The organism is Paenibacillus sp. JT31N11, from assembly GCF_056269285.1.
Map to the genome: position 1 here is coordinate 13,758 of NZ_JBWDNQ010000007.1, position 17,476 is coordinate 31,233.

Here is a 17,476-nt window from a genome sequence, read left to right on the forward strand (position 1 = left end):
CCGCGAGTATTAATAATTAAGCTTCAAGTCAGCCAAGTACTTGGCAATGGCATCAATCTGTTGATCGTTGAGCTCTACTTTCGGCATCAGTGATCCAGGCTTAACGGCTTGAGGATCTGATATCCATTTCTTAAGGTTATCCTCAACCGATCCTTCATTCTTGTATTTAGGCTCGTCTCTATTGACTAATATGCCCGCAACCGCATCGCGGCTTCCGATTCCTGTCAGGTTCGGATAGGTTTGTCCGCCATTGGCGCCAATCGCATGACATGACAAGCACTGGTTAGTTATGAGATCCGCAGTTGCCTGATCGGCAGGCAGCGCAACAGGCTCTTTCATCTGTGCAACCCAGCGATCAAAAGAAGCGCGGTCGACTACTTTAACCTTGAAATCCATCAGTGAGTGGGAAGGTCCGCAAAGCTCGGCGCATTTCCCTAAGTACACGCCTGTCTTCGGCGCTTCAAAATACATTCTGTTGACGTTGCCGCCCGGGTTCGTATCGATCTTACCCGCAAGTGAAGGAATCCAGAAGGAATGAAGCACATCGGCCGTCTTGGCTTCGATGGAGATAACGGCATCATTAGGAATCAAAAGCTCCTGAGCCGTCTTCAATCCGTATTTCGGGTATTCAAATTCCCACCAGTATTGATGAGAGGTAACCTTGATCTGAATCGCGTTGGGATCTTTGGAATAATCCTGTGCGAGTCCAAAAACCGTCTTGATTGTCGGAACACCGAGAATGATCAAAAGAATGATCGGAATAACGGTCCAAATAATTTCCAGCTTGTGGTTACCTTCAACCTGAACCGGAATTTTGTCGCCTGGACGACGGCGATAGCGAATAATAACATAGAACGCAATTGCGAAGATGACCACGACTACAATTACCATGATAATAATAGTCAACTTCATTAGTCCGAATTGTTCCTCGGCTACCGGTCCTTGCGGTCTAAGAGTCGACAGGTCAGCTCGTCCGCATGCTGACAGGAGCAATACCATCCCCGCAAGAAGCGGCATAAGCCGTTTTAGAACGTGCCACCGATTCATCATCAATCAACCCCACTTTTGACTTTTTCGCAGCAGCCTTGGATGGCGGAAATACGGCCTGCTGCGTGATTTTCCTAGGTGTATAGACAAACTTCCGCAATCTAATCACTTTATTAAATATAAAGTTGGAGGTGCTATTTGTCAATGTTCCCAAGAGAGTTCACAAATTGTTCTCAAAGCTGAAAAAACCTCGATTTTAGCGCTTTTTTTGCTTGCCAACAGCTTGCTCCATGACCCTCTTGAAGCTCCATGTCTATCCTTCATTGTTTGCTTAAACCATGGTTCTTTATGTATGAAATTGTGATGCATATTTCAAGTTTCGACGCCCATGCTAAGAACAGATTAAAGGAAGGGGCGAACCACCGTGGAAAAGCTGCGCAAGCTTCTTATGTCATTCACCGCAATTGCCGTCATTCTAACCGTCTCAAGCGGCTGCAATTACAGACGACAAACCGAGAACAGCACCTACGATTACGGCACCCAGCAGAAGAACGATCCGAAAATGCTCGGCAGCCGCATGTACGGGACGATGAGCGGCTTGCCGGGTCAGCATGACAATCAGTGGCTCGAGTACAGCAACATGCTCTCGACCGAAGTGTCCAACATCAACGGCGTTGCTGCCGCGCTCGTATTTCTGACGGACAAGAACGCATATGTAGGCATGACGCTGGACTGGACGGCAACCCACACCCGTAAAACCGGCGGCAGAGGCACCCGGGAACAGAACAATACCGGCTCGAACTCCGGCGTTTATAATTCGGATAACGGCAGTCCGTACTGGAACAACCAGCGGATCGTCGGTCCTTATAATTCCCAGTTGTCCGTCAATGATCATAATGAAATTTCAGGCGAGCTCAAGCAGACCATTGCCGTTCATATACGCAGACTGGCGCCTGCTGTTCAGGAAGTTCATATATCGGCCAACCAGCAGTTCGTGAACCACCTTGTCCAGTATGCCCAGGAAGCATGGGCAGGACACCCTCTCACCCCTTGGACAGACTCCTTCAATAAATTGGTCAAGCATCAGTTTGTTGGCGGCGATGATGTTCCCGAGCCGCTGGATGTACAGATCCGCCGCGCACAAACAAAATAAAGATCAAGACTGAGGAATGCGCTGACGCACATTTCCCCGTCTTGATCTGCAAGCATAAAATGCTGATTGTAATTTATTTTTCTTCTATAATATATGCAATAAGATTACGCTGCCCCGCCTGATACACCCGGCCCGGGCAGTTTATTCGTTCACGAATTTGCTGCCCGCAATATTCTTGCCCCTGGCCAGCCACACCTTGAATCCGGGATTCTTCTCCGGCACGACCTTGGCTTCCGTGGAGAAATACCTCATTGTGTAGCCGCAGCGTCGGTAGGGGCTCTTGTTCGCTTCTGCACCATGAATGATACGGGAATCATGCAGCGAGCATTCTCCTTGCTCCAGCTCGAAATAAACGGCTTCAGACTCGTCAACGTTCTTGATTTGGGTAGCAAACAGATTCTTGGCCGCGTCGATATCCTCGTACTCGGAGAACCCGTTCCGATGAGTGCCGGGAATCACGCGCATGCATCCATTCTCTTTCCAGCTGCGGTCGATGGCAAGCCAGACCGTGATGATTTTGTCGAAGGAGCTCAGACGTCCCTTCCAGTACGTAGAATCCTCATGCCATGGAGTCGGGCGGCCAACTACAGGATCCTTACATATAAAGTGACTCGACCAGAGTCCGATATTGGGCCCGATTATGGGCTCAACCAGATCGAGCACCTCGTCGCTCAGCAGATAATCCAACAGCCGTTCATCGCGAAAATGCGGCGTATCCAGCTCATCGGACAGCTTGCTGCCTTTTTGGGCCAGCTGCTCCTCGAAGATTTCCGTGAGAGTACGCATTTTTTCCGGACTGAAAAGCTGTTTATTGTGGAGCAAATAGCCATTCTCCTGATAATAGTCAACCTGTTCCTTTGAAAGCGTAGACAATTGCATTAAAAATACCTCCTTCGTTGGTGTTTCCTTGCCTGTTGTCCTCATTTTATAATGTTTCGGTCTGCGAATTCTCCTTTTATGTTCAGATATAATACGCATATCTTCAGATTGATGATGAATTCCTATATAATCTACTTAGATGAAAGGAGATGAAGGAAACAAATGGTCTATCCCCCGCTGCCGACAAGACTGACCAATGACGAGTATTTCTCCTCCTCAACCTTCCGTATCTTTCATCAGCACATTAAGGAACAGGTGGATCTTCATTGGCATGAGTTTTATGAGATTTCCTTCGTCGTGTCAGGTGAAGGCTATAATATTGTCAACGGAGTTCCGATGACGATCGCAAGAGGCAATCTCTTCCTGCTGACGCCGGCGGATTTTCATATAATCGGCCCTTCGCGAGGGAACTCTCTGGAGATTTACAATCTCATATTTTCCGATGAGTGGATGGAGCCTCAGATGCGCGAGCTGCTGTTTCATAATCCCGTTGAACTTTCTGCTGTAATGACAGAGAGCATGACGCCGGATCTGATTGCATGCTTCTCCCTTATTATGAAGGAATCACCCAGTCAATTGTCCGGCAGGCGTCTCATGGTGGGAAGCGCTCTGAACCGCATATTGATTGAATTGCTGCGCGCATGCGAGGCCGAAGCCGGGGAAGCGGAGAGGAAGCAGCCGCCAATGCCTCATGCCCATTCAGCCGGCATACAGGATAGCCTCGTGTATATCCACCATCATTTTCGCGAACCGCTCTCTCTGGAGGCCGCTGCCAGACAGGCAAGGCTTTCCCCCAATTATTTCAGCGATTGCTTCCGCAAAACGACCGGGACTGCCTTTCAGCAATATTTGCAGAGCCTCAGGCTTAATTTTGCCAAATCGCTCATCCAGTCCTCCTCCCTCCCGATCTCGGAGATCAGCTATATTTCCGGCTTCAACACGCTGACCCATTTTGAGAAAATGTTCAAACGGAAGTTTGGAGATGCTCCAAGGAGCTTCCGTACCATGGCTGAATAAAAAAATATTGCATTTCCTCCACCATTTAGGATATGATGGTCTCTCGCTCTCTCTACGAGCATTTCACCTTTGCATCCAGGCAGTCCGGCTCTTCGCCGCAGCTTATCATGATGGAGGTGCTATTTTGCTTTTCCTCGTTTTGGCCCGTAAGACATACTTACGGAATCTGCAGTACCGCGGCGCACATATGGTACATAATATCGCCAGCGCCCTGTTCGGCTTCATCTACATTTCCATCTGGACCGGCATTGGCGTAAGCCAATCGCTTGGCGCCTACGGAATGAGCGGCATGATCAGCTATGTCGCCTTCAATCAGGTCAGCTTGTGGGTCGCCGCTTTTCTGAACAACGGCCTGGGCCTGGAGCAATCCGTCCGAACCGGTCAAATCGCCATTGAGCTCATGCGTCCGGTTCACCTGTTCTATCAGCTGATGTGCAAGGAATGGGGGCAGATCGCCTACCAGTTTGTCTACAAGTTTCTCCCGATTTACACGCTGTACCTCTTCGTCCTTCCGCTTCATGTCCCTTCATCCCTGCTTACATTCATCTGGACCGCTGTCGCTTTGATGCTCGCCGCCTATATTTCCATCTGCATCAATTTCCTGATTGGAGCCCTGGCACTCTGGACGACCGAATCACGCTGGCTGTACTGGGTCAATTATGCCTTCAGTATGCTGCTGTCCGGCTTTCTCATTCCCATTGAGTGGCTGCCGGGCTGGCTCGAGCTGATCAGCCGGGCTTCGTTCTACCCGTTCCTGCATTATGTGCCGACCCGGATTTATCTGGGCATGGACGGCCCCGGCCCGCTGCTCGGCTCTCTTGGCTGGGGCGCAGGACTCACCGGCATCTGCCTGATGATTGCCCGGACTATGCGGCGCAAAGTGGAGGTGCAGGGCGGATGAAATGGCTTCGCATGTACCATCTGCTGGTAGTCGCCAGCCTTCGCAGCCGAATGCAGTACAAATTCAATTTCTGGTTCTCTTCCCTGATGGCTGCCCTGATCAATGTCGTGGAATTCGCCATGCTGGCTATTATTCTGCTGAAATTCGGCCATATTAAAGGCTGGTCACTGGCAGAAGCCGGCTATCTGTATGCCATCCTGACTCTGTCCAAAGCGATATACCGGACGGTAGCCTCTGATGTGCATCATCTGGAAAAATATTTGCTCAGCGGCGACCTGGACAGTCTGCTGCTGCGGCCGGTCCCCGTGCTGCTCGGACTGATGTCGTTCAATGTATCCTTCCGGATCGGGGAGATCATTCAAGGCGCCGCCGTGCTTGCTGTCAGCATGCAGGCTTTATTTGCCGCCGGGCAAATCTCCTGGGCCTCTATCCCGCTGACGCTGCTGGTTATCCTCTCAGGCGCTTTGCTATTATTCGGAATCGGACTGCTTACGGCTACAGCCGGCTTTTGGATTACGAGGATTGAAGAGCTGCAGAATATTACGGAGGACGCAGCGCGGACAGCCGTCCAGTATCCTGTTTCGATTTATCCCAAGTGGATGCAGGTCATGCTGCTCAGCGTTATTCCGGTCGCATTCGCCAATTATGTCCCCTCATTGTATATTCTGCGCGAGGAAGGCGGAGTTTGGCTGCTGTTGTCCGCATTCGCGGCGGCTGTACTGGTGTTTGCCGCAGGACTGTTTATGTGGCGGGTCGGTTTATCCCGTTATCAGAGTACAGGCAGCTAAACAAGCATCTCTATTCGTATATTCTCAAATAGGAGGACCAGCGCTCATATGATAACGGTCGAGCACTTATCCAAGGAATTCAAATCAGCCGTCCCCAAGGAGGGGCGGTTCAGCGGGCTGCGCACCATGTTCTCAAGGGATTATAAGGTGAAGGAAGCCGTCCGTGATATCAGCTTTACGATTAATCACGGGGAATTCGTCGGGTATATCGGGCCTAACGGAGCGGGAAAATCAACAACGATCAAGATGCTATCCGGCATTCTTCATCCGTCAGCGGGCGAAGTGCGGATTGCCGGCATGAGCCCCCACCGCGAGCGGCGCACCGTCGCGCGCAGACTTGGCGTGCTGTTCGGTCAACGGACACAGTTGTGGTGGGACTTGCCGGTGCGGGATTCCTTCGACATTTTGGCCGCCATGTACGGTGTGCCCGATGAAGTGAAATCGCGGCGCCTTGGCGAGCTGAGCGAACTGCTGGCTCTTGCCCCGTTCATGGAGACGCCAGTGCGCAAGCTGTCACTCGGACAAAGAATGCGCGCCGACATCGCGGCGGCGCTGCTTCACGATCCGGACATTCTGTTTCTCGATGAACCGACCATTGGACTTGATGTGATCGCCAAACGAAGCATCCGCGAATTTTTGCATTCCATCAACCGCGAGCTGGGCAAGACGATCCTGCTCACGACTCATGATATGGACGATATTGAACAGCTGTGCAGCCGCGTCATTGTGATCAATGACGGCCGTCTCGGATTTGACGGGACAACCGACGGGCTGAGGCGGAGGATCGGCTTGCCGACCATCATTCGGGTAACCTATCTCAGCATGGCTTCTCCACTGATAGACGGCCAGTTTAATCCGGCCGACTGGCCGGGAAGCGCCGCTGAGGAACCGCAGGACCGCCGTTGGCCTCTGCGGCTTACGAGCAGCGACGGTCATACGCTTACCGTGGAGTGCAACCGCGATCAGCTCAGCGCCATGGAGGCGCTGCGGATGCTGGAGCAGCTGGGCGAGATCGAAGATGTTCATATGGAGGAGCCCGACTTTGAAGAAATCGTTCACCGGGTCTACTAAGACCTGATTGTGTTAAAGACCTGATCAGGATAAATCAGGTCTTTATTTACAAACGCCCCACTCCATGCGCGCAGCCCGTCAGAGTCAGTTGGTATTGGCCAGTCCGTTGGCATTAGCCAGCTAGTTGGCGCTGGCCAATCAGTTGGTATCGGCCAGTCCGTACGCCACTTGGAGTATGGGCCAAAGTTTATCTTGTCTCAAATGAAAAGGAGCAGCTTACAATCGGGATCTGACTGCCGTCAGGATCTCTGCCTGCAGCTTGGCACCAGCAAGCTCAAGCGCTTCGCCCTGTTCACGAATGCGCGCTGCGGCAGCCAGATCTTGAATGGAGCTCAAATTAATTTCAACCGTGAGCCAAGCCGATTGGATCGCCGCTTCGAGCATCAGGGCGGCGATTCCCCAATCGGAGATGACATTGCGGTTCACTTTCATAACCGCATCATGCAGCAGCAGCAGCAGCTCATGACACAGCACCATTAAGCCTAATGGCACCTCGGCCGCGCGGACAGCAGCTCCGCTGAGGGCCTTTTTGCGCAGCTCCCGCTCCTCTTCAGATGTCCTTGGCAGAGCCAGAACGCGCATAAACTCCCCGAAGCTCTCTATATCCTGCAGCATGACCGCCTCGCATGCCGATACAGCCCCCGTCATTTGTCCGGTTATGAAACTCATATCCGCCTGTACATCTTCATACTTGTTTCCTGTCGTCAGCCGGGTTACCATCGAGCCCATGGACGCACCAAGCGCCGCGGCTAGGGCAGCCACGCTTCCTCCTCCTGGAGTAGGAGAAGCGGAGCCCGCTTTCTCCAAAAAAGCATGGATCGATTGCTTCCATGAATCGCTCATATGTGCAGCCTCCCCACATCCTGCTGCAGCTTTAATGCATGCAGGACATTCTCGAATAATATCGTCGTGGTCAATGTGCCCACACCCCCAGGGACCGGTGAAGAAGCCGCTACATGATCGGCCGTTTCCAGAGCGGCATCACCGGCAATTCCACTGCCATCTTGCCTGACATTGATGCCTGCGTCAATGAGAGTCAGCCCGGTATGAACCATCTCCGGGGTAATCAGGTTCAATCGGCCCGCAGCCGTGACCAGCACGTCCGCAGCCTTGATCATTCGAGCCAGATCAGCCGTACGGGAATGGCACACGGTCACAGTTGCGTTCAGGTGCAGCAGCATTTGCATCAGAGGCCGGCCTACCGTCTCCCCCCTGCCGACAACGACAACATGCTTGCCGCTTAGCGGGATTCCCGCAGCCTCAATCAATCGGATGCAGGACTGCGGGGTAGCCGGCCGCAGACCGGGTTCATTCATCATGCAGGCAAGCTTATTGGCCGGGGTAATACCGTCAATATCCTTCAGCGGATCCAGCGCAGCCGCAAGCCGGCTGGAATCCAATCCCGCTGGCAGCGGAAGCTCGATCAGGATGCCGTGAATGCTGTCATCCCCATTCAACCGCTGAATCTCCCGGAGCAATTCAGCCTCCGTGACGTTCTGCTCGAAAGTCAGAAGCTCGAAGCCAATATCCAGCTTCCCGGCAAGCCGCCCCTTGGCGTTGGCATAGGCTGCCGAGGCCGGGTCTCCATTTACCATCAGGACCGCAATTGCCGGTGCAATCCCTGCTTCCTTCCATTCCTGAACCTGTGTCTTGATGAGCCCGCCTGCCTCATCAGCGAGCGGTTTTGCCTTCAACAGCTTGGCCATGATCGAATGCCTCCCTCATGCAATAGGTAAACAAAAAAAAGCATCTGAAAGGACCCGTGCTCTTAAGCACATCTTCCTTCAAATACTTTGCCCAGGCGTACGGCTATGACAGAGCGGCCGCTGCACCCCAATTAACTGATAGCGGAGGTCAGCATGGATACGCTCATTCAGTCGCTTGCTTCCTCGTGGTTAATCCACGCTGCGCCAGTTGCACGCGACCCTTATTCCAATGCTGTCATTATAGCAGAAACAAGGTCCAGAAGAAACGGCTATTGACGTCCTCTGGAGGATATATTGGCATTCCCCCGACTGTAACGGAATGCAGCCGCTTGACAACGTCGTCGAATTGATTTATCTTTAAATTAAGATATTTAATATAAAAGAAAATGAGGTGAGCAGCGTGAGTCAACCTCCGGATACTTCTTTACAGCTATTCGTTACTTTATCACGGGCGAATCAATGGGTTAGCGCACATATACAGCAGGATATTCGCAAATACGGGTTGAACCCCACTGAATTTGGTGTGCTGGAGCTGCTGTATCATAAGGGAGAGCAGCCTCTGCAGCAGATTGGCGAGAAAATATTGATGACAAGCGGCAATATTACCTACGTCATCGACAAGCTGACGGCCAAAGGATTAGCGCGGCGCAAGGCATGTCCTACGGACAGGAGAGTAATTTTCGCAGAGCTTACGGAGCAGGGGACCGAGCTGCTTGAGCGGATTTTTCCAGAGCATACCGTGGCGATTCAGAAGGCGGTAGCCGGTCTCACGGCTGAAGAGCAGACACAGGCCATTCAACTGCTTAAGAAGCTGGGCCTTGCAGCCCAGGCAAGCTTCATCTAGTTAGCTGCTTGCATTCAGAGCTACAGAGAAGCTGCGCATGCGGAACGTCTTCAGAATATTCGAGGGGGATGAGCGTGTTCACCGCTTGTCACTTGTCTAAAAATCCGTTGCAGACTGTTTCCGTCTGATACGCGGTATGATAACCGGCTTTTTGAGACGATCAATTGTCATATTGAGGCTATACCCTAATTATATAAAACCACTAATGGAGGTCATTTCTATGCAAACCTTAATATACGGTCCAACTTTACAAGGCAGAGGCGCATTTGACGGCGGCAAAATTACAGAGCAGAAACCAATCGGCTTTACCGGGGACGGCTCGGTGCTGCGCAGAATCGGCCCATTGTTCTACTGGGCTTGGGCGCATTCGGCCGAAGGCGGGCACATTCCGCTGCATCCCCATCAAGCCTTTGAAATTATGACCTATGTAGTTAACGGCCAAGCCGAGCATGGCGATACTCTGGGCACCAAAAGCACTGTAGGGCCCGGCGGCGTCCAAATCATGCAGACCGGCTCCGGCGTCAGCCACCAGGAGCGTTTTGTAGGCCCGGATATGGAAGCTTTCCAGATCTGGTTCGAGCCAAGCCTGGAGACGGCCTACAAAGCCGCGCCAACCTATAATCAGTATGATCATGAGGCGTTTCCGATTGTGGAGACGGACGGCGTTATCAGAAAAACCGTGATCGGCGAAGGATCGCCCATCTCCATCGTTGCCGATGCCCGGATGTGGGATGTTACCGTACCGGCCGGACAATCCTACCGCCATCAGGTCCCTGCCGAACGTACTTTATCGGCGCTTGCGATTCGGGGCGGGGGCAGCTGGTCCTATGCAGAGGATGCAGAAAAAAACACGGATTTTCAGCACAAGGATTATGTCGTAGTGCGTGCTGATGAGGAGCTGAACGTCCTCATAACGGCAAGTGAGGGCACCGAGCCGCTGCGGCTCATTCTGATTGAGGTTCCGACGATCGTAGACTATCCGCTGCACCCCAAACGCTGAGTATAGAAGTAATATTAACTGTCATCAGATCAGGGCTATAGCCTTATATGTATCCTTTCCATCTCCTCTCCGATTTACTAATGCCATTTAACATGTTATATTAACTAACATATGAGTGCTGGAGAGGACGATGGATGATATGAATGTCATGCGGCTGGCTTTACTGGTTGTTTTGCTGCTTCCGGTTATTTATTTGTCAATCCAACATACACAGCTGTTTCTTATCAGCCTGCTTATCTTCTCCTTCGGGATCCGCAATATGAAATTCATAAACCTGTTCCGACGCTTTTGAGGGAAAGAGTCTGCATGCCGGCTGAAGATTCCGGGTTGATTTTTCAGTCCTGATCGTTTATATTAAAAACAATATAACTTTATATGTAAGGTTTCTAGGGTTCCGCGGCATCGTTTCAGCCGGACTGGACCGAGGGAAACCCACGTAAGCCGGTTCATCGGCACGCGTGACGACACGGAGGGATAAAAGCCCGGGAGATATCGTTATGATCGATATTTCCAGGCTTTTTTGTTTTGTTCAGGTGATTTCTTTCCATACTAAAGGGAGACTTCCACCACGATTGCGGGAGAGAAAGTGAGGTTTATGATGAATTTTATTTTGGATAATAAGTGGTTTATCCTGCTTATGCTCGAGGTGCTCGCCTGGGCATCCACCTTCTTTATGGTGTTTGCCAGATACCGGCTGGGCTCCAAGCCTCTGTTCCGGATCGGAGCCATACTGACCGTTCTCACAGGCGTGCTGCCTCAGGTTACGCTCGGCATTGTGAATTTTATTGTAGAAAAGAAGCTGGATCTCTTTACCTTCGTTATTGTGCTCCTGATACTCTATGGCTCCACGCTGGGGCGCAAGAAAATCAAGCAGCTGGACGACTGGGCCAAACGCAAGTTTTCCAAAGCTGGCCCGCAGATCTGAACGGCGCTGGCCGGCATGCGGCAAGCAAAATCATTGCAGCAAACTAACCGCCCCGTCATCCAGCCTTCAGAAGCACAGCTGGAAAGACTCAAGAAGAAGCCTGACTGTCGCCGTCCTAGGACCCACAGCCAAGCTTCTTCCCTCCAGGGCATAAGCAAAGTCTGATGGAATTTTAACCTTTATTGCCTTTAAAGAAACAAAGACTATTGGAAATGCTCGAGAACAACCTTGCCAACGGTCCGGCCGGCTTCAATCGTGGCATGGGCCTTTTTCAGGTTGGCGGCATTAATCGGTTCCATTCTTTCGGTCAAGGTTGTGCGGATGATGCCGGCATCAATGAGCTGGGCCAACTCGTTCAGCAGCTTATGCTGTTCAATCATATCCGCCGTCTGGAACATCGCACGGGTGAACATGAATTCCCACATGAACGCTGCGCTTTTATTTTTAAGCACATTCAGGTTCAATGACTCCTTCGTTTCCACAATAGAACAAATTTTGCCCTGCGGCGCTACCGCTTCGCCCATGTTCTCCCAGTGCTGCTCCGTGCTGTTCAAGCAGAAAATATAATCGGCCTCCGGCAAGCCGATGTCCTTCAATTGAGCGGTGAATGGCTGGAAATGATCGATGATATAATCAGCTCCAAGCTCCTTGACCCATTCCGCCGATTCTGGACGTGAAGCTGTTCCAATAACCGTCAGCCCCGCATATTTCGCCAGCTGCACGGCGATGGACCCCACACCCCCCGCAGCTCCGATAATAAGGATTGACTTGCCTGCATTAGCGTCCTTATTCCGGGACACCCCCATCCGGTCAAACAGCCCTTCCCAGGCCGTGATCGCCGTTAAGGGCAGCGCAGCCGCCTGGGCAAAATCCAGCGATGCCGGCTTGGAACCGGCAATCCGTTCATCGACGAGATGAAACTCGCTGTTGCCGCCTGGCCGGGTAATGCTGCCGGCATAATAGACCTCGTCGCCAGGTTGGAACAACGTACATTCCGGCCCTGTCTGCTCTACGACTCCCGCCACGTCCCAGCCCAGAATTTTTGGCGAGTCTTCCGTCTTGTCTTTCGGAGCGCGCACCTTGGTATCGACCGGATTGACAGAAATGGCCTTAACCCGGACCAATATATCCCTCCCGGTTGGAACCGGCTTCTCAAGCTCCATATCGATCAGGCTGTCTGGATGCTCAATATTCAAATATTTATAAAGACCTATCGCTTTCATTGTTTCCTTGTTTGTCATCATGCCAACTCCTTATAATCCAAGATTGCTTCCATATCTTATTTTACCCGCTCCAATCCAAAATAGTAAATATACGCATTCGTGCGAGGTGAAAGCAAATCGTAGCAAGCAAGGCAAAAGGACAGGATTATTCCCTGGAGGGCAGCCTGAATGACTGCCCCCAGGGGAGATAACCCTGCCCTGATGATAGAATTATGCCGTCTCTTCTGTGCTATCGGAAAGAAATAAAGCAGCTCCGTAGGCTGGGAGCTTCAATGCGCTATCCTGCAGCTGTCCTGCGCCGCACACGAGAGCCTGCCAGCCGGCCGGGATTTCTATTTCCGCTGCTGAGGCGTTATGATTCAGGACGAACAGATATTCACCGGCTTCCCCTTTGCGCCGCGTGATCTCCACTCCATCCACAGATTCGGCAATGCCGCGAATTCCCGACGCCCGGACCAGCTCTTCGACGAGCGTTTCCATCGTCAGGGGACCAAGCTGTGTACCCACATAATAGGCAAATCCGCCGCCATATGAATTTCGGGTAATCGCCGGCGTATTCGCATAGAACTCCTCCGTATACTCGGCAAGCGTCTCAGCTCCGTCAAGCGTGATGATATCACACCATAGATTGGCGCTCTCCGTGACTTCCCCGTTTCCGATCCAGCGTATGCCCTGGCCGAATTGACGCAGGCAATCGTAATCCTCAATCTTCACACCGGCGAGCTCCGCATAATCGCCGGGCAGCGCCGCGGCATGAACCGCATTGTCCCAATCCTTAACGCCAGCCCGGATATCAAGCACCAGATGGCCGCCGGCTGCAGCATATTCGCGAAGCTTGCAGCTGAGCCCCGGATTGGTTAGGAACATCAGCGGGGCGATAAGCACCTTGTACGCGGAGAAATCCGACTTGTCGGACACCAGGTTGACCGGCACATTCTTATCGAAGAACGCCTGATAATAGCTGTACAAATGCTTCACGTAGTGCAAATCCGGATGATGGGGCTGAATCTGCATGGCCCATTCCTGGTCGTAGCTGAACACGATGCCCACTTCGGACCCCGGAAGACCGCCCTTGAACGCGTCCATATGAGGGGCCAGCTCCTGAATCGTCTGCTTGATCTCCGCGTGGCGCCGCCCCGGAATCCGGCTGTGGGGCAGTATGCCGTGCCAGTACTGCTCGCTGCCCACAAGCGCCGTATCCCAGCGGAAATAGACGATTGTATCCGCTCCATGCGCAATGGATTGGTAGGTCCACAGCCGGATTTGTCCGGGACGGGGCGTGGAGCCGAGAATTTCCGTGCCTGTCGGACCTGCCAGCTGCTCCATAATCCAGAACGACTGCTCCTTGGTTCCCCTCATCAGATCAAGCGCCATTCCCAGATGCGCCGGCGAGCTGCGCTTGATGCGCTCCTCCAGGAAAAGCATCGGGTACTGATCATGGGAGATGAAATCCAGATCCCTGGCAAGCTCGAAATAATCAGTTTTGTCGAAGAAACCCATAAAATTATGCGTTATAAAATGATGAGGGCAGATTTCCCGCAAAATATCGACCTGCACCTTCTGAAAATCGACAATCAAATCCGAGCAAAACCGCTTCCAGGCGAGCAGATGCGACGGATTATGGGAATTCGGCGTCGGCATGGGAGCCGGAACCTGATCGAAGCGTGAGTAGGTCTGGCTCCAGAAGACGGTGCCCCAGGCTTCATTCAGCGCTTCAATCGTGCCATACCGCTGCTCCAGCCATTGCTGGAAGCGGCTGCGGCAGGAATCGCAGTAGCACAGCTGCTGATGGCTGTTGCCGAATTCATTATCCGTCTGCCATCCGATAACGGCGGGATGATCCTTGTAATGCAGAGCCATCTCCCGTACAAAACGGCGTATATGCGTGCGGTATGTCTCGTTCGACTGGCAATCGTGATGACGGCCGCCGAAGCTCACACGCATTCCGCTCGCATTCACGGGAAAAATATCGGGATGCTTTTCCATAAGCCAGACGGGGGGAGCTGCGGTAGGTGTCCCCAGCACTGTTTTGATTCCCCGACTGTTCAGGATTTCGATAGATTTGTCGAGCCACCCGAAATCGTACCGTCCTTCCTCCGGTTCCATCTTCGACCAGGCAAATTCAGCCATGCGGACAAGATCGATGCCCATGCCGCGCATTTGATCCGCGTCCCATTCCCAAATATCGCTTGGACAATGTTCAGGATAATAATCCACTCCAAATTTCATACTTTCGTTCCTCCTTATGATTCTCCAAACGAAAACCGCTTGCTGATATTCATGTGATGAATTAAACATTTAACAATATACATCATATCTATTTATCCTGTACAGCTTTTTGTATCCGGTCTTGGGTAATCAGAATATCCTTCTTCTTCCCCAGCGTTTTGCGGTATACCAACGGCGTTGTCGCATGTATGCGCTTAAATGCGCGGCAAAATGTATTGGAGGAATTATAGCCGACCGCAGCTGCGATTTCGTTCACGGAGAGCTTGGTTGCGCCGAGCAGAATTTTCGCCTGATTCATGCGGAGGTCCTCAATGTAGCTGGAGAAGTTGACGCCCGATTGCTCCTTGAAGAACTGGGACAGATACATCTCCGAGATGTGAAACCGGTCGGCAACCGCGCTTAAATTCAGCGATTCATCTACATAAGCCTCCTGCAGAAAAGCAATGATATTCTGAATCATCTCGTTGTTATGGCTTTTTTTGCGAAGCTCCACCGTGTCGCATATTTTCAGAAACGTATCCGTCACGGACTCGAACATCCGGCTCTGGTTGTGTACCTGATCCTGATTGATCATATTGTCAACAAATTCGCTGATTTCCGCCTCGGATATGGAAGCCTGATCAATCAGCTTGATGAAACTGCCCGACAATTCATATAAAAACAACCTGAACATATAGGCGGAAAGCTTGCGGTCCCGAAAATTCCACTTATACAGCTGCTCGAGAATTTCACTGACTTCCTTCTTGTTGCCCACCTTCGCATAGTTGATCAGCCGGATTTCGACATCGCCGGGATAAACATAATTTTCATTTGTTTTTGGCAGGTCGCTGTACCAGACGATTCCCTCGGTAAGCTCCGAGACCTTATAATTCAAAGCCCGCATAGCTTCCTCGTAGGAACGGGATACCTCTAGAAGATTGCTGTAGCTTCCGCCTACGGCAAAATCTGATTTCGCCTGGAATTGATGACCGAGCAGTTCTTCCGCTTTCATGAGGTTCTCCGTAATGTTCCGGCGGCACTCATCGAGATCATCAAAATTGCATACAAACAGCATAGCGGTTTTATTCTCGCCGGCGTCATGAAAATAGACATCCGATTCAAACAAAGAACGAATGACCTCCTTGGCCACAACTCTTTTGATATCCAGCTCCTGAAGCAGATCCGCGTTATCGAAATGATCGTTTTTCTCGAACTGCAGCAGCGCCACCATATAGAACCTGCCGTCCAGGTTGATCCGTATATGGTTTTGCTGCGCCTTGATTTCCTCCAGTGTCATAAAGCTTCCTGCGAGCAGCCGTTGGAAGAAAGCCGCCCGGAGGAAAGGTTTATGGGCTTCAATCTCGGTCTCCAGCTCCTCATTGTTGGAGATCAGCCGGGCGATCGTATTCTCGATGAAGCCGTATGCGTCCTTGCCCCGAATATGCTCGAAGGAGAGCTTGTCGGAAATTCTGGCGATGATCGTCTGCACCGGCCTGCTGTTCCGGTACGAAAGATAAAGCGCACAGAACAAGCCCAGCAGCAAGGAAACCGCAAGTACGATCAATGTGATCCGCTTAATATAATTGACTTTGTCCATGACCACATAAGTGGGCTGAACGGCTACGAATTTCCATCCGTTGTAGGTTGAGGTCGTGTACGTTACGCTCATTGTTTTGGAACCGATTTGATGATTGAAAAATCCGGATGGCCGCTTGGCGTCAAGACTGACCGGCTTCACCCCTTCTTCTCCGGCGCCCGAGGCCCCCGTGATAATGTTTCCGTTCTGATCGGCGATATAAGCCCATCCCCCGCTGGAAACGTCCACCCCCTTGAGCAGCTGCATAAGCTCTTTATTGTCAATCAGCACCATGATGGCACCCTGTGGATTGCTGGAGAGCCCCATCGATTGGATATAAGTGACCAAATCCACATTCTTGCCCGCCAAACGAACCGGCTGAGCCGGGAAATATTCTCTTTTGTGATAAGGCTTCAGAAATTGATCGTACCAAGTCTGGTAATCCATATCCGTATAGGTCATATAGTCCTGATAAAACTTGGGCAGCGTATAGGTTTTATGCGGAGTTAGCGCAATCTCGCTGTTCTTGAACATCAAGGCATAGTCCAGTATGAAATTATTGTACAGCCCGTAGTCGGCGATGCTCTTCCTGGTTTCCAGCAGCCGGATCAGATTCGTATCCTTGAACGGTTCGCGGATCCCCTGAAAACTGAGCACGCCGGTATTGGTGATCAGCTGCTGGGCCAGCATTTCCACATCGGACAGTCTGCGGTCTATGGTCGTTTTCGCTTGGTCCAGCAGAAGCAGATTCGATTTGGCCGCTTCGTTCGACATAATCGTGGATGTCTTGGTATAGGCAAACAGGCCTATGAGCAATGGTACGATCAAAATAATCAGATATGGAACAAAAAAGCGCAGCCATATGGATTTATTGTTCTCTCTAATTGTTCTCAGCACTTCTTTGTCTCCCCCTTTGAAAATAAGTAAGCGCTTTCCGACGCCGATACAGGCTCTTCTTTTTCTGTGAACCCAGAATAACATATCCCGGATATTGAGGCGAACCCGATTATTGGGTAATGCACATTAATTTTCAAATGCAAATTCCTTTTGTATGCCGTGTATATTCCCGAATTATTGCATATCCGGCGTTCAGGGAATGTGCACCATTCTCAGCATTTACTTATATCCTTGAGCTGCGCCTATTTCTTAAACTATATGCAAGGTTAAGTTTCCACCCTATAAGCAGAGTCGAAAATCA

The 17,476-nt window shown here is 51.4% G+C and carries 16 protein-coding genes and 2 riboswitches; of the genes, 9 read left to right on the plus strand and 7 right to left on the minus strand.

Annotated elements, in window-relative coordinates; translation table 11 throughout:
* Window positions 1–9: 9 nt before the first annotated feature.
* Entirely contained in the window at window positions 10–1,050 is a 1,041-nt protein-coding gene (gene coxB / locus AC0YNV_RS22765; protein ID WP_475770062.1) for a cytochrome c oxidase subunit II, read from the minus strand.
* Between the two features lie 361 nt (window positions 1,051–1,411).
* On the opposite strand from coxB, the gene AC0YNV_RS22770 reads away from it, so the two are divergent.
* Complete coding sequence (locus AC0YNV_RS22770; protein ID WP_475770063.1) at window positions 1,412–2,140, plus strand: hypothetical protein; 729 nt, start codon at window positions 1,412–1,414, stop codon at window positions 2,138–2,140.
* A 141-nt stretch (window positions 2,141–2,281) separates the two neighbouring features.
* On the opposite strand, the gene AC0YNV_RS22775 is transcribed toward AC0YNV_RS22770, so the two are convergent.
* Window positions 2,282–3,019, minus strand: a complete 738-nt coding sequence (locus AC0YNV_RS22775; protein ID WP_210038885.1) for a phytanoyl-CoA dioxygenase family protein — start codon at window positions 3,017–3,019, stop codon at window positions 2,282–2,284.
* A gap of 162 nt (window positions 3,020–3,181) precedes the next feature.
* On the opposite strand from AC0YNV_RS22775, the gene AC0YNV_RS22780 reads away from it, so the two are divergent.
* From AC0YNV_RS22780 to AC0YNV_RS22795, 4 genes are all read left to right on the plus strand, one after another.
* Entirely contained in the window at window positions 3,182–4,036 is an 855-nt protein-coding gene (locus AC0YNV_RS22780; protein ID WP_475770064.1) for a helix-turn-helix domain-containing protein, read from the plus strand.
* A gap of 124 nt (window positions 4,037–4,160) precedes the next feature.
* Entirely contained in the window at window positions 4,161–4,937 is a 777-nt protein-coding gene (locus AC0YNV_RS22785; protein ID WP_210038883.1) for an ABC transporter permease, read from the plus strand.
* Complete coding sequence (locus AC0YNV_RS22790) at window positions 4,934–5,725, plus strand: ABC transporter permease (RefSeq protein WP_475770065.1); 792 nt, start codon at window positions 4,934–4,936, stop codon at window positions 5,723–5,725. The genes AC0YNV_RS22785 and AC0YNV_RS22790 overlap by 4 nt, the downstream gene beginning before the upstream one ends.
* A gap of 48 nt (window positions 5,726–5,773) precedes the next feature.
* A complete protein-coding gene (locus tag AC0YNV_RS22795; RefSeq protein ID WP_475770066.1) occupies window positions 5,774–6,796 on the plus strand; it encodes an ABC transporter ATP-binding protein in 1,023 nt (340 codons plus the stop codon).
* Between the two features lie 216 nt (window positions 6,797–7,012).
* On the opposite strand, the gene AC0YNV_RS22800 is transcribed toward AC0YNV_RS22795, so the two are convergent.
* Both AC0YNV_RS22800 and AC0YNV_RS22805 read right to left on the minus strand, forming a co-directional pair.
* Window positions 7,013–7,639 carry a cyclodeaminase/cyclohydrolase family protein gene (locus tag AC0YNV_RS22800; protein WP_475770067.1) on the minus strand — a complete coding sequence of 209 codons (627 nt, stop codon included), beginning with the start codon at window positions 7,637–7,639 and terminating at the stop codon, window positions 7,013–7,015.
* Entirely contained in the window at window positions 7,636–8,502 is an 867-nt protein-coding gene (locus AC0YNV_RS22805) for a bifunctional 5,10-methylenetetrahydrofolate dehydrogenase/5,10-methenyltetrahydrofolate cyclohydrolase (RefSeq protein ID WP_475770068.1), read from the minus strand. The genes AC0YNV_RS22800 and AC0YNV_RS22805 overlap by 4 nt, the downstream gene beginning before the upstream one ends.
* 82 nt (window positions 8,503–8,584) lie before the next feature.
* Window positions 8,585–8,724, minus strand: a riboswitch (ZMP/ZTP riboswitch).
* 178 nt (window positions 8,725–8,902) lie between these two features.
* Between AC0YNV_RS22805 and AC0YNV_RS22810 the strand changes: the two genes are divergently transcribed.
* From AC0YNV_RS22810 to AC0YNV_RS22825, 4 genes are all read left to right on the plus strand, one after another.
* Entirely contained in the window at window positions 8,903–9,346 is a 444-nt protein-coding gene (locus tag AC0YNV_RS22810) for a MarR family winged helix-turn-helix transcriptional regulator (protein WP_210038878.1), read from the plus strand.
* A 220-nt stretch (window positions 9,347–9,566) separates the two neighbouring features.
* Window positions 9,567–10,346 (plus strand): pirin family protein, encoded by a 780-nt coding sequence (locus AC0YNV_RS22815; RefSeq protein WP_475770069.1) that lies wholly within the window; start codon window positions 9,567–9,569, stop codon window positions 10,344–10,346.
* A 130-nt stretch (window positions 10,347–10,476) separates the two neighbouring features.
* Complete coding sequence (locus AC0YNV_RS22820) at window positions 10,477–10,638, plus strand: hypothetical protein (protein ID WP_475770070.1); 162 nt, start codon at window positions 10,477–10,479, stop codon at window positions 10,636–10,638.
* A gap of 83 nt (window positions 10,639–10,721) precedes the next feature.
* A riboswitch (guanidine-I (ykkC/yxkD leader) is annotated at window positions 10,722–10,837 on the plus strand.
* Window positions 10,838–10,941: 104 nt separating this feature from the next.
* Window positions 10,942–11,271: a hypothetical protein gene (locus AC0YNV_RS22825; protein ID WP_210038875.1), complete on the plus strand. Its 330-nt coding sequence runs from the start codon at window positions 10,942–10,944 to the stop codon at window positions 11,269–11,271.
* A gap of 203 nt (window positions 11,272–11,474) precedes the next feature.
* Here the strand turns inward: AC0YNV_RS22825 and AC0YNV_RS22830 are convergent, their stop codons facing one another.
* From AC0YNV_RS22830 to AC0YNV_RS22840, 3 genes are all read right to left on the minus strand, one after another.
* Window positions 11,475–12,512, minus strand: a complete 1,038-nt coding sequence (locus tag AC0YNV_RS22830; protein WP_475770335.1) for a zinc-binding alcohol dehydrogenase family protein — start codon at window positions 12,510–12,512, stop codon at window positions 11,475–11,477.
* A 192-nt stretch (window positions 12,513–12,704) separates the two neighbouring features.
* On the minus strand, window positions 12,705–14,723 hold the full coding sequence (locus AC0YNV_RS22835; RefSeq protein WP_475770071.1) for a beta-galactosidase: 2,019 nt from the start codon (window positions 14,721–14,723) through the stop codon (window positions 12,705–12,707).
* An 88-nt stretch (window positions 14,724–14,811) separates the two neighbouring features.
* On the minus strand, window positions 14,812–17,175 hold the full coding sequence (locus tag AC0YNV_RS22840) for a helix-turn-helix domain-containing protein (RefSeq protein WP_475770072.1): 2,364 nt from the start codon (window positions 17,173–17,175) through the stop codon (window positions 14,812–14,814).
* Between the last annotated feature and the right edge of the window lie 301 nt (window positions 17,176–17,476).

Excerpts from the sequence above, each read along its gene's own strand:
- coxB (WP_475770062.1), bottom strand. The coding sequence starts at position 1,050 with ATGATGAATCGGTGGCACGTTCTAAAACGGCTTATGCCGCTTCTTGCG.
- AC0YNV_RS22775 (WP_210038885.1), bottom strand. The coding sequence starts at position 3,019 with ATGCAATTGTCTACGCTTTCAAAGGAACAGGTTGACTATTATCAGGAG.
- AC0YNV_RS22780 (WP_475770064.1), top strand. The coding sequence starts at position 3,182 with ATGGTCTATCCCCCGCTGCCGACAAGACTGACCAATGACGAGTATTTC.
- AC0YNV_RS22790 (WP_475770065.1), top strand. The coding sequence starts at position 4,934 with ATGAAATGGCTTCGCATGTACCATCTGCTGGTAGTCGCCAGCCTTCGC.
- AC0YNV_RS22795 (WP_475770066.1), top strand. The coding sequence starts at position 5,774 with ATGATAACGGTCGAGCACTTATCCAAGGAATTCAAATCAGCCGTCCCC.
- AC0YNV_RS22800 (WP_475770067.1), bottom strand. The coding sequence starts at position 7,639 with ATGAGCGATTCATGGAAGCAATCGATCCATGCTTTTTTGGAGAAAGCG.
- AC0YNV_RS22805 (WP_475770068.1), bottom strand. The coding sequence starts at position 8,502 with ATGGCCAAGCTGTTGAAGGCAAAACCGCTCGCTGATGAGGCAGGCGGG.
- AC0YNV_RS22815 (WP_475770069.1), top strand. The coding sequence starts at position 9,567 with ATGCAAACCTTAATATACGGTCCAACTTTACAAGGCAGAGGCGCATTT.
- AC0YNV_RS22820 (WP_475770070.1), top strand. The coding sequence starts at position 10,477 with ATGGATGATATGAATGTCATGCGGCTGGCTTTACTGGTTGTTTTGCTG.
- AC0YNV_RS22825 (WP_210038875.1), top strand. The coding sequence starts at position 10,942 with ATGATGAATTTTATTTTGGATAATAAGTGGTTTATCCTGCTTATGCTC.
- AC0YNV_RS22830 (WP_475770335.1), bottom strand. The coding sequence starts at position 12,512 with ATGACAAACAAGGAAACAATGAAAGCGATAGGTCTTTATAAATATTTG.
- AC0YNV_RS22835 (WP_475770071.1), bottom strand. The coding sequence starts at position 14,723 with ATGAAATTTGGAGTGGATTATTATCCTGAACATTGTCCAAGCGATATT.